The organism is Actinacidiphila paucisporea, assembly GCF_900142575.1.
GTDB classification, from domain to species: domain Bacteria; phylum Actinomycetota; class Actinomycetes; order Streptomycetales; family Streptomycetaceae; genus Actinacidiphila; species Actinacidiphila paucisporea.
The window spans coordinates 1-14,641 of the sequence record NZ_FRBI01000029.1; the positions used below are offsets into that span (position 1 = coordinate 1).

Below are 14,641 nucleotides of genomic sequence, written 5' to 3' on the forward strand. Positions count from 1 at the left end.
TTCGAGATGAGGGCTCCCACCCACTTGATGGGGTAAGGCTCCCAGTAGACGACTGGGTTGATAGGCCGGATGTGGAAGCCCTGTAAGGGGTGGAGCTGACCGGTACTAATAGGCCGAGGGCTTGTCCTCAGTTGCTCGCGTCCACTGTGTGGTTCTGAAACAACCAGCTACCACACTCCCGTACCACCGTCAGGTGGTGTGTGTGGGGTGTGGTGTGTGTTTCATGGTGTTTCGGTGGTCATAGCGTTAGGGAAACGCCCGGTTACATTCCGAACCCGGAAGCTAAGCCTTTCAGCGCCGATGGTACTGCAGGGGGGACCCTGTGGGAGAGTAGGACACCGCCGAACAATCTTTGATAGAAGCCCCGGCCCCCGAGTTTTGTCTCGGGGGCCGGGGCTTTTTTGCTGCCCGTTACCCGGTGTTCACATGGTGCAGAGACTCTGGGCGCCCCGACAGGCGGAGGTGTGGAGACGTGCAGCAGATGACGACTGCCGGACGGCGGCACAGGATCGCTTCGGACACGACGGCCGCCGCTTTGCGCCAGGCGCTGACGGTGCTCGGGATAGGGGCCGGCGACGAGGTCATCGTGCCCTCGTTCGGGCCCGGTGCGCCGGCTGACGCCGTTCGGCTCGCCGGTGCCGTACCGGTCTTCGCGGACATCGACCCGCGGACGTTCTGCCTCGACCCCGACGCGGTGGCGGCCGGCATCACGTGCCGGACGGCGGCCATCCTGCCGGTGCATGTGTTCGGGCACCCGGCGCCCATGTCGCGGCTCAACGAGCTGGCCGAGAGTCGTGCGTTGGCCGTGGTGGAGGAGGGCGCCGACGGCGGGCGTACCGAGGACGCGGGGGCCGTCGCGAGGCGCCGGGCCCACGCGCGCTTCCTGGACTCGGCGTTGAAGGGCGTCACCGTGCCGTACACCGAGCCCGGGGCGCGTCACCTCTACCATCGCTACACCGTGCGGATACCGGGCAACGGACGCCCCGACAGGGACGCCTTCGCCGCCGCCCTGGCCGCCCGCGGGGTGCGGGCCGAGGTGAGCGTGCCCGTACCGGTGCACCGGATGCCCGCACACCGCTCCGGGGCCGTGCTGCCGCAGACCGAACGGGCGGCCGCGGACACCCTGTCGCTGCCGGTCCACCCGGGCATCACGCAGCGGGAGTTGACGCATATCGCGGACACGTGCAACGCGCTCGGCGGGCTGGTCTGAGCCGACCGCCCGCAGCCCGCGAACCCGGCTCGACCAGGCACTCGGCCGAGTTTCCCGCACAGCCGTTCATGGGCTACGATCTTCCCGTCGACGCGCCCCAATAGCTCAGTCGGTAGAGCGTCTCCATGGTAAGGAGAAGGTCTACGGTTCGATTCCGTATTGGGGCTCTGACAGGAAAGGCCCCCCGCTTCCGGCGGGGGGCCTTTCCCATGTCCGGGGAGCGGTGGGCGGTCAGTCCTTCGGCAGGGCCGGCACCCGCATGGCGAGGATGGCCATGTCGTCGGAGGGCGCGTCGGAGGCGAAGCGTTCGACGGCCCGCTGGATGCGGGCCGCGACGGCGCCGGCCGTCAGGCCCGTACAGGTCGCGAGGACGTCCGCGAGGCCGTCGTCACCGAGCATCCTGGACCCCTCGCGGCGCTCGGTGACACCGTCGGTGACGCAGAGCAGGACGTCGCCCGGGTCCAGGGTGACGGACTGCTCGACCAGTTCCAGGTCCTCCATCACGCCCAGCAGCGGCTGCGGGTCGGCCGCGGGCTCGACCGATCCGTCGGGGCGCAGCCGCAGCGGCAGCGGGTGGCCCGCGCAGACCATGCGGAGCACGGCGCTGCCGTCGTGCTGCGGCCACAACTCGCCGTAGAGGAGGGTCAGGAAGCGGCTGCGGGCGCCCTCGTCCAGGATGGCCGCGTTGAGGCGCTCCAGGACCGCGGGGCCGCCGAAGCCCTCGCGTGCCAGCAGGCGCAGGGCGTGCCGGGCCAGGCCGGTCACGGCGGCGGCCTCCGGCCCCGTACCGCAGACGTCGCCGATGGCGAAGCCCCAGCAGCCGTCACGGATCGGGAAGAGGTCGTAGAAGTCGCCGCCGACCTCGTTGCCCTCGCCGGCGGCACGGTAGACGACCTCGACCTCGACGCCGGGGACCTGCGGCAGTTCGGGCGGGAGCAGGCTGCGCTGGAGGGCCTGGCTGATGGCGGTGCGCTCGCTGTAGAGGCGGGCGTTGTCCAGCGCGAGGGCGGCCCGGCGGGAGAGGTCCTCGGCCAGTTCGAGGATCTCCTGGCGGAAGCGCTCGTCGGACGGCTTGCCGAGGGTGAGCATGCCGATGACGCGGTTGCGGGCGACCAGTGGCAGGACGACCGTCTCGCCGCCGACCGCGGCGGCGGTGGCAAGGGCCACGCCCGGGGTGCTGGGTGCGCGGCCGGCGATCGTACCCGAGCCGCTGGGGCCGACGCCGAGGCTGCGCAGCGACGCGCGTAGGGCGCTGGAATGTGCCGCGTCGGAGGGCGCGGTCCAGATGCGGGCGCCGGGGGTCGGGTCAGGTTCCGGGGCGCGGACCTGGGACAGCAGCGCTTTGATGCCGTCGATGCGGTCCTCGTCCTCGTGCAGCACGAAGGCCAGTTCCGGCTCGGACTGCTCGGCGATCGTGTAGACCGCGCACCAACTGGCCAGCGTGGGCACGGTCATCTGGGCCATCAGCGCCAGCGTCTGGTCGCGCTCCAGGGTCCCCGCGAGCAGGTCGGAGGCCTCGACGAGGAAGGACAGCGAGCCGCGGCGGAGCCTTTCCAGCTCGGTGAGCCTGGCGCTCTCCACGGCCAGGGCGATCCGGTCGGCGGCGAACTGCAGCCGCAGGGCTTGCTGGTTGGAGTAGCGGCCCGGGGCTTCGGCGGCGACTCCGAGCGAGCCGGTGAGCCGGCCCTCGACCTTGAGCGGCACGGTGACGACCGAGCGCATCCCGGTTCCCGACAGCAGCGGGACGGCGCCGGGGACAGCGGTGAGGTCCTCGTGTACGGCGGGCATACGGGCGCTGCCGTACCGGCCGGTGCCGGCCTCGACGGGGACCCGGGCGAAGCGCTGGCGGGCGGAGGGCAGGCCGGTGGAGGCGCGTACTTCGAGTTCGGTCTCGTCGTCGGTGGCCAGCAGCAGGTAGGCGGCGTCGCCGTCGAGCATGTCACGGGCGCGTTCCACCGTGCGCTGCAGGAGGCTGTCGAGGTCGTCGGGGGCGGGCGAGCCGATGAAGACCTCGAAGGCGTCGACGTTCTTGCCGCGCTGGACCAGGCCGGTGTCGGAGGGCGCGTTGCCGCGCGCCGGGGTCTGCAGGACGGCGCGCTCCTCGACGCGCACCAGCAGGCACACGGTGGAGGGCTCGCCGGAGGTGTCGCGGACCCGCAGGTGGGAGCCGTAGACGGGCAGGACGCGGCCGTCGCTGTTGCGCAGCCCGTAGGTGCCCTCCCAGCGCGACAGCTGCAGGGCCTCGGCCAGGCCGATGCCGGTGCCGGGGGTCTGCGGCCAGGCGGTGAGGTCGGCGAGCGACTTGCCGACGACGCCGTCGGCGGGGTGGCCGAAGAGGTCGGCGGCGTCGTCGTTCCAGCGGGTGATGGCACCCCGGCTGTCGACCTGGACCACGGCGACCCTGACCCGCTCGTCGGCGACGGGCAGGTCGGCGGCGGGCAGCAGCGGTCCGGCGGAGCGGGTGCCCGCGGGGCGCTCGGGAAGGTCGAGCTGGAACCAGACGTGCTTGCCCGCCGCCGTGTACTCCACGCCCCAGCGGCTGGCGAGCGCGGCGCACAGCAGCAGGCCGCGGCCGCCTTCGTGGTCGGGGTCCCGGTGCGGCCGGCCGCGGCCCTGGAGCGGTACCTCGCGCTCGGGGTAGTGGTCGGCGACCTCCACGCGTACGGCCGTCTCGTAGCGCAGGCAGCGCACGTCGGCGGCGGTGCCCGCGTGCACCACGGCGTTGGTCACCAGTTCGCTGGTCAGCACCACCGCGTCGTCCACGACGTCGGCGAAGCCCCAGCCGTGCAGGGTGTCCCGCACGAAGGCCCTGGCCACGGCGACCGACCGCCCCACCGGTTCGAAGCTGGCGGATGCCCGAGCCGTGATCACGGATCTCCTCTTGACGGATTCGGTGGTGTCCCGGATCAGCTGCCGGGTCGCGCCACGATCGGTCGCCCGCTCGTGCACCGTGCGTCGTACTGCCATCAGGCAAGGCTAGTGCGTAGCGCCCCGGCCGTCAGTTGGGGCTGTCAAACCGGAACGTGCCCTGCCGGATGCGGTGCGTGTACAGGTCCGGTTACGGGTCTAGCCCCAACGAACCCGCTGCGTACTGGTTACGCGGGATGTTGCCTGGCCGGTAGGCGGAGGTGGAAGACTGGAGGCGCCTAACTCAGGTACATGCAGGTCGATCGACCCTCCAGGAGGGACACGGTGGAGTCTGGCGCATCGGCGCGGGGCACAGTCACGCGTACGAAGAACGGGCGTTCCCGGGCCGGCGGGACCGTAGAGGTCGATTCTGCCGCGCTCACCAAGCTGCTCACCGCGCTTGCCGCGATGCGGGACGGAAATTTCCGCCGGCGTCTGACGGTGGCGGGCGACGGGGTGATGGCTGAGGTCGCGGCCGTCTTCAACGAGGTCGCGGACCGTAACCAGCACCTCACCGGGGAGCTGGCGCGGGTGCGCCGGGTCGTCGGCCGGGAGGGCAAGCTCACCGAGCGGCTGGAGACCGGCGCCTGCGAGGGCGCCTGGGCGGCCGCCATCGAGGCGTCGAACGCGCTGGTGGACGACCTGGTGCGGCCGGTCTCCGAGGTGGGCCGGGTGCTGTCGGCGGTGGCCGAGGGCGACCTGGAACAGCGGATGGACCTGCGCGCGCAGAATTCGGACGGCTCCGCGCACCCGCTGCGCGGCGAATTCCTCAAGGTCGGCCGTACGGTCAACGGCCTGGTCGACCAGCTGTCCGCCTTCACCGACGAGGTGACCCGGGTGGCCAGCGAGGTCGGCACCGAGGGCAAGCTCGGCGGGCAGGCGAAGGTCCGGGGCATGGCGGGGTCCTGGAAGGACCTGACGGACTCCGTCAACACCATGGCGTACCGGCTGACCGCGCAGGTGCGCGACATCGCGCTGGTGACGACCGCGGTGCTCAAGGGCGACCTGTCGCGCAAGGTCACCGTGCATGTCGCGGGCGAGATGCTGGAGCTGAAGAACACCGTCAACACGATGGTGGACCAGCTCTCCTCGTTCTCCTCCGAGGTGACGCGCGTCGCCCGGGAGGTCGGCACCGAGGGCGAACTGGGCGGCCAGGCGCAGGTGCCCGGTGTGGCCGGGGTGTGGAAGGACCTTACCGACTCGGTGAACCTGATGGCCGGCAACCTGACGGCCCAGGTGCGGGACATCGCCCAGGTGACCACGGCGGTCGCGAACGGCGACCTGACGCAGAAGATCACCATCGGCGCGCGCGGCGAGGTCGCGCAGCTCGCCGAGACGATCAACGCGATGACCGAGACGCTGCGGACCTTCGCCGACGAGGTGACCAGGGTCGCCGGCGAGATCGGGGCCGAGGGCCAGCTCGGCGGTCAGGCGCAGGTGCCTGGCGCCGCGGGCACGTGGAAGGACCTCACCGACTCGGTGAACACCGCCTTCCGCAATCTGACGGCCCAGGTGCGGGACATCGCCCAGGTCACGACCGCGGTCGCGGGCGGCGACCTGTCGCAGAAGGTCACTGTGGACGTCTCCGGCGAGATGCTGGAGCTGAAGAACACCGTCAACACGATGGTCGACCAACTGTCGGCCTTCGGCGCCGAGGTGACGCGGGTGGCCCGCGAGGTCGGCGTCGAGGGCATCCTCGGCGGTCAGGCGCAGGTGCCGGGTGCCGCGGGCACGTGGAAGGACCTCACCGACTCGGTGAACACCGCCTTCCGCAACCTGACCGGCCAGGTCCGCAACATCGCGCAGGTCACCACGGCGGTCGCCAACGGCGATCTCTCGCAGAAGGTCACGGTCGACGTCTCCGGCGAGATGCTGGAACTGAAGAACACCGTGAACCGCATGGTCGACCAGCTCGGCTCCTTCGCCGCCCAGGTGACCCGGATGGCCACCGACGTGGGTACGGAGGGCAGGCTCGGCGGCCAGGCGCGGGTGGACGGCGTCAGCGGCACCTGGAAGGACCTCACCGACTCCGTCAACTTCATGGCGGGCAACCTGACGTCGCAGGTGCGGCAGATCGCCCAGGTGACCACGGCGGTGGCCCGCGGCGACCTGTCGCAGAAGATCGACGTGGACGCGCGTGGCGAGATCCTGGAGCTGAAGAACACCATCAACACGATGGTGGACCAGCTGTCCTCCTTCGCCGAGCAGGTGACCCGGGTGGCCCGCGAGGTGGGCACCGAAGGGCGGCTCGGCGGTCAGGCGCAGGTGCCGGGCGTCGCCGGTGTGTGGCGGGACCTCACCGACTCGGTGAACTTCATGGCCGGCAACCTGACCGGCCAGGTCCGCAACATCGCGCAGGTCGCGACGGCGGTCGCGCGCGGCGACCTGTCGCAGAAGATCGACGTCGACGCCCGTGGCGAGATCCTCGAGCTGAAGAACACCCTGAACACGATGGTCGACCAGCTGTCGTCGTTCGCCGAGCAGGTGACCAGGGTCGCGCGCGAGGTGGGCACCGAGGGCATCCTGGGCGGCCAGGCCGAGGTGAAGGGGGTCAGCGGTACCTGGAAGGACCTGACCCAGTCCGTCAACTTCATGGCCAACAACCTGACCAGCCAGGTCCGCAACATCGCCGACGTCACCAGCGCGGTCGCGCAGGGCGATCTGTCGCGGAAGATCACCGTCGACGCCAAGGGCGAGATCCTGGCGCTGGTCACCACGGTGAACACGATGGTGGACACGCTGTCGGCCTTCGGTGACGAGGTGACCCGGGTGGCCCGCGAGGTGGGCACCGAGGGCCAGCTCGGCGGCCAGGCGCGGGTCCGTGACGCGTCGGGCATCTGGAAGGACCTCACCGACAACGTCAACCTGATGGCGAGCAACCTGACCAGCCAGGTGCGGTCGATCTCCTCGGTCGCCACCGCCGTCGCCAACGGCGACCTCACCAAGAAGATCAACGTGGACGCGCGCGGCGAGGTCGCGCAGCTCGCCGAGACCATCAACACGATGGTGGACACGCTGTCGGCATTCGGTGACGAGGTGACCCGCGTGGCCCGCGAGGTGGGCACCGAGGGCATCCTGGGCGGCCAGGCGCGGGTGCCGGGCGTCAGCGGCACGTGGAAGGACCTCACCGAGTCCGTCAACGGGATGGCGTCCAACCTGACGGGCCAGGTGCGGCAGATCGCCCAGGTGACCACCGCGGTCGCCCGCGGCGACCTGTCCAAGAAGATCGACGTGGACGCCCGGGGCGAGATCCTGGAGCTGAAGACCACCATCAACACCATGGTGGGGCAGCTGTCCGCCTTCGGTGACGAGGTCACCCGGGTGGCGCGCGAGGTGGGTACGGAGGGCAGGCTCGGCGGTCAGGCGCGGGTGCCCGACGTGTCCGGCATCTGGAAGGACCTGACCGAGTCCGTCAACCTGATGGCCAACAACCTGACCAGCCAGGTGCGCAACATCGCGCAGGTGGCCACCGCGGTGACCCGCGGCGACCTCAACCTGCGGATCGACGTGGACGCGGCCGGCGAGATCCTGGAGCTGCAGGACTACATCAACACCATGATCGTCCGGCTCCGCGAGACGACGCTCGCCAACAAGGAGCAGGACTGGCTCAAGGGCAACCTGGCCCGTATCTCCGGCCTCATGCAGGGCCGCAGGGACCTCGGCGACGTGGCCGCGCTGATCATGAGCGAGCTGACGCCGGTGGTCTCCGCGCAGCACGGCGCCTTCTTCCTCGCCGTGGACACCTCGGAGGTCGGCGAGGAGTACGAGCTGCAGCTGCGCGGCAGCTACGGCTTCTCTCGGCGCACCATGTCGACGGTCTTCCTGCCGGGCGAGGGGCTGATCGGGCAGGCGGCGGTGGAGAAGCGGTCGATCCTCATCGAGCACGTCCCGCCGGGCTATCTGAAGATCACCTCGGGTCTCGGCGACTCGCCGCCGTCGCACGTGATCGTGCTGCCGGTGCTGTTCGAGGGCCGGGTGCTGGGCGTCATCGAGCTGGCCGCCTTCCAGCCGTTCACCCAGATCCAGAAGGACTTCCTCAACCAGATCACCGACATCATCGCGATCAGCGTCAACACCATCAGCGTCAACACCAAGACCGAGGGCCTGCTCAAGCAGTCCCAGGAGCTGACCGAGCAGCTGCAGGAGCGGTCCGCCGAGCTGGAGAACCGGCAGCGTGCCCTGCAGCTGTCGAACGCCGAGCTGGAGGAGAAGGCCGAGCTGCTGGCCCGGCAGAACCGCGACATCGAGGTGAAGAACACCGAGATCGAGGAGGCCAGGCAGGTTCTGGAGGAGCGGGCCGAGCAGCTCGCCGTCTCGATGCGCTACAAGTCGGAATTCCTCGCCAACATGTCGCACGAGCTGCGCACCCCGCTGAACTCGCTGTTGATCCTGGCCAAGCTGCTGGCCGACAACGCCGACGGCAACCTGTCGCCCAAGCAGGTCGAGTTCGCCGAGACCATCCACGGCGCCGGCTCTGACCTGCTGCAGCTGATCAACGACATCCTGGACCTGTCGAAGGTCGAGGCGGGCAAGATGGACGTCTCGCCCACCCGTATCGCGCTGGTGCAGCTGGTCGACTACGTGGAGGCCACCTTCCGGCCGCTGACCGCGGAGAAGGGCCTGGACTTCTCGGTGCGGGTCTCGCCGGAGCTGCCGGTCACCCTGCACACCGACGAGCAGCGGCTGCTCCAGGTGCTGCGCAACCTGCTGTCGAACGCGGTGAAGTTCACCGACAGCGGCTCGGTGGAGCTGGTGATCAGGCCGGCCGGCAGCGAGGTGCCGCAGTCGATCCGCGAGCAGCTGCTGGAGGCCGGCACCTTGCGCGACCCTGACCAGCCGCTGATCGCGTTCTCGGTGACCGATACGGGTATCGGCATCGCGGCCGGCAAGATGCGGGTGATCTTCGAGGCGTTCAAGCAGGCCGACGGCACCACCAGCCGGAAGTACGGCGGTACGGGCCTGGGCCTGTCGATCAGCCGGGAGATCGCCCGGCTGCTCGGCGGCGAGATCCACGCCGACAGCCAGCCGGGCCGCGGCTCGACCTTCACGCTGTATCTGCCGCTGAGCCTCGGCGAGATCCCGCAGTCGACGCCGCAGCTCCCGGCGGGCGCGGGCGACCAGGACGCGGCGGCCGCGGCCCGCACCCGCAGCCCCGGCAGCAGCCTGGCCAGGCTCCGCCGCCGCTCCGCCCAGCCGGCCCCGCTGCCCGCCGGGCACGGCCAGCAGGGACAGCACGGCAGCGGGCACGAGCCGTGGCTGGAGGAGGAGGCCCAGCCGGCCCCCTACTCGGGCTTCACCGGCGGTTTCAGCGGCGAGAAGGTGCTGATCGTCGACGACGACATCCGCAACGTCTTCGCGCTCACCAGTGTCCTTGAGCAGCACGGCCTGACCGTGCTGTACGCCGAGAACGGCCGCGAGGGCATCGAGGTGCTCGAACAGTACGACGACATCTCGATCGTGCTGATGGACATCATGATGCCGGAGATGGACGGCTACGCGACGACGACGGCGATCCGCAAGATGCCGCAGTTCGCGGGCCTGCCGATCATCGCGCTGACCGCGAAGGCGATGAAGGGCGACCGCGAGAAGAGCATCGAGTCCGGAGCGTCGGACTATGTCGCCAAACCGGTGGACACCGACCACCTGCTGACGCTGATGGAGGAGTGGATGCACGCCCGCTGACGACGAAAAGTTGAAGTTTTACCAACTCTCTCGTCTGACGGGGTGTGAGGACGGGAGGATCAGGGAACCTTCTCGTCTCCGCCAGCGTTTTCGGTGTGTGGTGAGTGACGTGACGGTGACAGGGTGTGGCGAACGGCGGGGTGCGGCTACCATGACCGGCACAAGGACGGGCGGCGCGACAGAGTCGTCCCCGGGGGCGGCGACCGGCGTGATGCCGGGGCGAGGAGGGCGGGCCATGGTGCAGAAGGCCAAGATCCTCCTGGTCGATGACCGGCCGGAGAATCTGCTGGCGCTGGAGGCCATTCTCTCGGCGCTCGATCAGACTCTGGTCAGGGCATCGTCCGGGGAGGAAGCGCTCAAAGCGCTGCTCACCGACGATTTCGCGGTGATTCTGCTCGATGTCCAGATGCCGGGCATGGACGGGTTCGAGACCGCGGCGCACATCAAGCGGCGGGAGCGGACCCGGGACATCCCGATCATCTTCCTGACCGCGATCAACCACGGCCCGCACCACACCTTCCGGGGTTACGCGGCCGGTGCGGTCGACTACATCTCCAAGCCCTTCGACCCGTGGGTACTGCGGGCCAAGGTGTCGGTCTTCGTCGACCTCTACATGAAGAACTGCCAGCTGCGCGAGCAGGCAGGACTGCTGCGGCTGCAGCTGGAGCAGGGCCTGCCCTCCGGCGCCGAGGCCAACGGCTCCAAGGAGCCCGCGGGCCTGCTGGCCGAGCTGTCCGCCCGGCTCGCGGCCGTGGAGGAGCAGGCCGAGGCGCTGAGCAAGCAGCTCGGGGAGTCCGCCGACGCGGCGGCTGTGGCGACCGCGGCCCACCTGGAGCGCAAGCTGACCGGACTGCGCCGGGCGCTGGACGCGCTGGAGCCGGGCAGCAGCGGCGGTATCGTGCGGCAGGCCTCCGGGGACTGAGAGCCCGCCGGGGGCACGGCCGGTACGGGCTCGGTCGGCGGCCGGTCGGGCAAGGCCGGTTGACGCCACGTCAACACGGCGGCGACGGCGGCCCGACACGAACGGGCGTATCCGCAAGCACGCGTGTTCCCCGATCACAAGGGCGGTAACCTCGGCACCATGGCCCCACGTACGTCCGGCACCGCCAAGAAAGCCCCGGCGAAGCCTGCGGCCAAGAAGCCCCCGGCGAAGAAGGCCGCCGCCCGACCGCCCGCCAAGAAGGCGGCAGCGGCGCCCAAAGCCGCGCCCAGACCGGTCCCTTCGCCGACCAGCGGCGTCTACCGGATGTTCCGGGCGCTGTGGCTCGGCCTCGCGCACACCGTCGGCGCGGTCTTCCGCGGTGTGGGGCGCGGTGCCCGCGGCCTGGACCCCGCGCACCGCAAGGACGGCCTCGGCCTGCTGCTGGTCGGCCTGACCCTGGTGGTCGCGGCCGGCACCTGGTCCGATCTGCACGGCCCGGTCGGCGACCTGGTCGACATGCTGATCACCGGCGCTTTCGGCCGGCTCGACCTGCTGGCGCCGCTGCTGCTCGGCGCGGTCGCCGTCCGCGTGATGCGGCACCCCGAGCAGCCCGAGGCCAACGGCCGGATCGTGATCGGCCTGTCCGCCCTGGTCATCGGCATGCTCGGGCTGATCCACCTGGCGTGCGGCGCACCGACCCGCAGCGACGGCGCCACCGCGCTGCGCGACGCCGGCGGCCTGATCGGCTGGGCGGCCGGCGCCCCGCTGGTCGCCACGGTCGGGCCCACCCTCGCCGCGCCGCTGCTGCTGCTCGTCACGGTCTTCGGGCTGCTGGTGGTCACCGCCACCCCGGTCGCCGCCGTACCCCAGCGGCTGCGCGCCGCCGGGGCCAGGTTCGGCCTCTACGCCTCGGCCGCGGACCCGGACGCCATACCGCTGGAGGACTTCTTCGACGCCGACGAGCCGGGCGGCATGCCCGGCACCCTCGACGACGAGGACGCGTCGCCGGTCCGCCGGCTGCCCAGGAAGCTCAGCAAGGCGCCGGACGAGCCGTACGACGTCGACAGCGACCTCGGCGCCGACGGCCTGCCGGCCGCCGACGAGCCCACACCGCGCCGCAGACCCCGCCGCCGCCCCGAGCCGCTGCCGGGGACCGCCCAGGCCGCGGGCTCCGAAGCGGTGGACGTGGCCGCGCGGGCCGCGGCGGCGCTGGACGGCGCCGTCCTGCACGGGCTGCAGCCGTCGCCGCTGGTCGCCGACCTGACCACCGGCATCAGGACGCCGGTGCCGGCCGCCCGCGCCCAGGAGGACACCGGCTCCGGCGTCCCCGACCTCACCAAGCACACCGCGGACCCCGGCGAGCCGCTGCCGCCGCGCGCCGAGCAGCTGCAGCTGTCCGGCGACATCACCTACGCGCTGCCCTCCCTGGACCTGCTGGAGCGCGGCGGCCCGGGCCGTACCCGCAGCGCCGCCAACGACGCGGTGGTCGCCTCGCTGTCCCAGGTCTTCAAGGAGTTCAAGGTCGACGCGACCGTCACCGGCTTCACCCGCGGCCCGACCGTCACCCGCTACGAGGTGGAGCTGGGCGCCGCGGTCAAGGTCGAGCGGATCACCGCCCTGGCCAAGAACATCGCCTACTCCGTGGCCAGCCCCGACGTACGGATCATCAGCCCCATCCCCGGCAAGTCCGCGGTCGGCATCGAGATCCCCAACAGCGACCGCGAGATGGTCAACCTCGGCGACGTGCTGCGCTCGGCGGAGGCCGCAGGCGAGGACCATCCGATGACGGTCGCGCTCGGCAAGGACGTCGAGGGCGGCTACGTGATGGCCAACCTCGCCAAGATGCCGCACGTCCTGGTCGCGGGCGCCACCGGCTCCGGCAAGTCGTCCTGCATCAACTGCCTGATCACCTCGGTGATGGCCCGCGCCACCCCGGACGAGGTCCGCATGGTGCTCGTCGACCCCAAGCGCGTCGAGCTGACCGCGTACGAAGGCATCCCGCACCTGATCACGCCCATCATCACCAACCCCAAGCGGGCCGCGGAGGCCCTCCAGTGGGTGGTGCGCGAGATGGACCTGCGCTACGACGACCTGGCCGCCTACGGCTTCCGGCACATCGACGACTTCAACGCCGCGGTGCGCTCCGGCAAGGCCAAGACCCCCGAGGGCAGCGAGCGCGAGCTGACGCCGTACCCGTACCTGCTGGTCATCGTGGACGAGCTGGCCGATCTGATGATGGTCGCGCCGCGCGACGTCGAGGACTCCATCGTGCGGATCACCCAGCTGGCCAGGGCCGCCGGCATCCACCTGGTGCTCGCCACCCAGCGGCCCAGCGTCGACGTCGTCACCGGCCTGATCAAGGCCAACGTGCCGTCCCGGCTGGCCTTCGCGACCTCCTCGCTCGCCGACAGCCGGGTCATCCTCGACCAGCCGGGCGCCGAGAAGCTGATCGGGAAGGGCGACGGCCTGTTCCTGCCGATGGGCGCGAACAAGCCGATCCGCATGCAGGGCGCCTACGTCACCGAGGACGAGGTCGCCAAGGTCGTGGACCACTGCAAGGCCCAGCTCACCCCGTCGTACCGCAGCGACGTCACCGTCGGCAGCGGTCCGAAGAAGGAGATCGACGAGGAGATCGGCGACGACCTGGACCTGCTGTGCCAGGCCGCGGAGCTGGTGGTCTCCACCCAGTTCGGCTCGACATCGATGCTCCAGCGCAAACTGCGTGTGGGATTCGCCAAGGCGGGCAGGCTGATGGACCTGATGGAGTCGCGCGGCATCGTCGGCCCCAGCGAGGGCTCGAAGGCGCGCGACGTCATGGTGAAGGCGGACGAGCTGGACGGCGTCCTGACCGAGATCCGCGGCGGGGCCTGATCGCGACACGCGGTGGCGGCCGAAAAGCGATCGGATTTTACGGGCAACCGTTTGATCTGTTCGTACGTCAACTTCGGCAGGGAAGGCGACATCCTGATGGCGGACAAAATCCGGCCGTCCGCTTGTCCCGCGTTTTCCGACCCCCTCTAGACTGATACACCCAGCAGGCGGCTGCACGCTCGAAAGGCGCCCTCGTGTCCCTCGGCAACACGCCCACCGAAGACCGGCCTTCGGTCGGTCACGCCCTCGCCCGGGCCCGCATCGCCGCCGGGCTCTCCATCGACGAGGTCAGCACCAGCACCCGGGTGCGCGTCCCCATCGTGCAGTCGATCGAGCAGGACGACTTCTCCCGCTGCGGCGGCGACGTCTACGCCCGCGGCCATATCCGTACGCTCGCCCGCGCGGTCGGCCTGGACCCCGAACCGCTGGTCGCACAATATGCGGCCGAGCACGGCACGGAGATCGCGCCCGCGCCCGTCGCGCCGCTCTACTCGGCCGAGAAGATCCGCTCCGAGCCGCGCCGGCCCAACTGGACCGCCGCCATGGTCGCGGCAATCGTCGCGGTCATCGGCTTCGTCGGCTACACCGCCTTCACCGGCGGCAACGACGGGAACGGCGCCAAGGCCGACCCCGCCCCGCCGACCCCGAGCAGCGCCAGCACGAAGCCCACCGCCACCACCCAGGGCGCCCTGCCGCCGTCCTCGACGGGCAGCGCCATCGCGGCGGCCCCGCCCGGCAAGGTCACGGTCAAGATCAGCGCCGAGGGCGGTGCCAGCTGGGTCCAGGCCACCGACCACAACGGCAAGCGGCTCTTCCAGGGCTCGCTGAAGAAGGGCAACTCGCAGACCTTCAGCGACGACAAGAAGATCAAGCTCGTCGTCGGCAACGCGGGCGCGGTGCAGCTCTTCGTCAACGGCAAGGACCTGGGCCCGGCCGGCGACGACGGCCAGGTGGTCCGCCTGACGTACACCCCGGGGGATCCGACCCAGGGCTGACCGGCCGGCGGGGCGTTCCGGCCGCGGCAACCGTGCCGCGAGGGGCGCGACAGG

The 14,641-nt window shown here is 70.8% G+C and carries 6 protein-coding genes, 1 tRNA gene and 2 rRNA genes; 8 read left to right on the forward strand and 1 reads right to left on the reverse strand.

The genetic code is table 11. From position 1 onward, the window contains the following. The 4 genes from BUE44_RS30100 to BUE44_RS30115 all read left to right on the forward strand — a co-directional run. A 23S ribosomal RNA gene (locus BUE44_RS30100) occupies positions 1–129 on the forward strand; the annotation flags it as partial. Positions 130–230: 101 nt separating this feature from the next. Continuing rightward, positions 231–347, forward strand: a 5S ribosomal RNA gene (rrf, locus tag BUE44_RS30105). A gap of 134 nt (positions 348–481) precedes the next feature. Next, a complete protein-coding gene (locus BUE44_RS30110) occupies positions 482–1,210 on the forward strand; it encodes a DegT/DnrJ/EryC1/StrS family aminotransferase (protein WP_073502250.1) in 729 nt (242 codons plus the stop codon). Between the two features lie 94 nt (positions 1,211–1,304). Next, a tRNA-Thr gene (locus BUE44_RS30115) sits at positions 1,305–1,377 on the forward strand. A 64-nt stretch (positions 1,378–1,441) separates the two neighbouring features. On the opposite strand, the gene BUE44_RS30120 is transcribed toward BUE44_RS30115, so the two are convergent. Next, positions 1,442–4,081: a SpoIIE family protein phosphatase gene (locus tag BUE44_RS30120; RefSeq protein ID WP_073502251.1), complete on the reverse strand. Its 2,640-nt coding sequence runs from the start codon at positions 4,079–4,081 to the stop codon at positions 1,442–1,444. 321 nt (positions 4,082–4,402) lie between these two features. Between BUE44_RS30120 and BUE44_RS30125 the strand changes: the two genes are divergently transcribed. From BUE44_RS30125 to BUE44_RS30140, 4 genes are all read left to right on the forward strand, one after another. Continuing rightward, positions 4,403–9,799: a HAMP domain-containing protein gene (locus BUE44_RS30125; protein ID WP_200804567.1), complete on the forward strand. Its 5,397-nt coding sequence runs from the start codon at positions 4,403–4,405 to the stop codon at positions 9,797–9,799. 235 nt (positions 9,800–10,034) lie between these two features. Continuing rightward, a complete protein-coding gene (locus BUE44_RS30130) occupies positions 10,035–10,721 on the forward strand; it encodes a response regulator (RefSeq protein ID WP_073502195.1) in 687 nt (228 codons plus the stop codon). Positions 10,722–10,880: 159 nt separating this feature from the next. Next, on the forward strand, positions 10,881–13,592 hold the full coding sequence (locus BUE44_RS30135) for a DNA translocase FtsK (protein WP_073502253.1): 2,712 nt from the start codon (positions 10,881–10,883) through the stop codon (positions 13,590–13,592). 194 nt (positions 13,593–13,786) lie between these two features. Further along, the gene (locus BUE44_RS30140) at positions 13,787–14,587 is read left to right on the forward strand and encodes a helix-turn-helix domain-containing protein (protein ID WP_073502196.1); all 801 of its coding nucleotides are present in this window, start codon (positions 13,787–13,789) and stop codon (positions 14,585–14,587) included. Positions 14,588–14,641 lie beyond the last annotated feature (54 nt).

Bases quoted from the DNA above. Each gene is read 5' to 3' on its own strand.
- BUE44_RS30110 (WP_073502250.1), top strand. From the start codon at position 482: ATGACGACTGCCGGACGGCGGCACAGGATCGCTTCGGACACGACGGCC.
- BUE44_RS30130 (WP_073502195.1), top strand. From the start codon at position 10,035: ATGGTGCAGAAGGCCAAGATCCTCCTGGTCGATGACCGGCCGGAGAAT.
- BUE44_RS30135 (WP_073502253.1), top strand. From the start codon at position 10,881: ATGGCCCCACGTACGTCCGGCACCGCCAAGAAAGCCCCGGCGAAGCCT.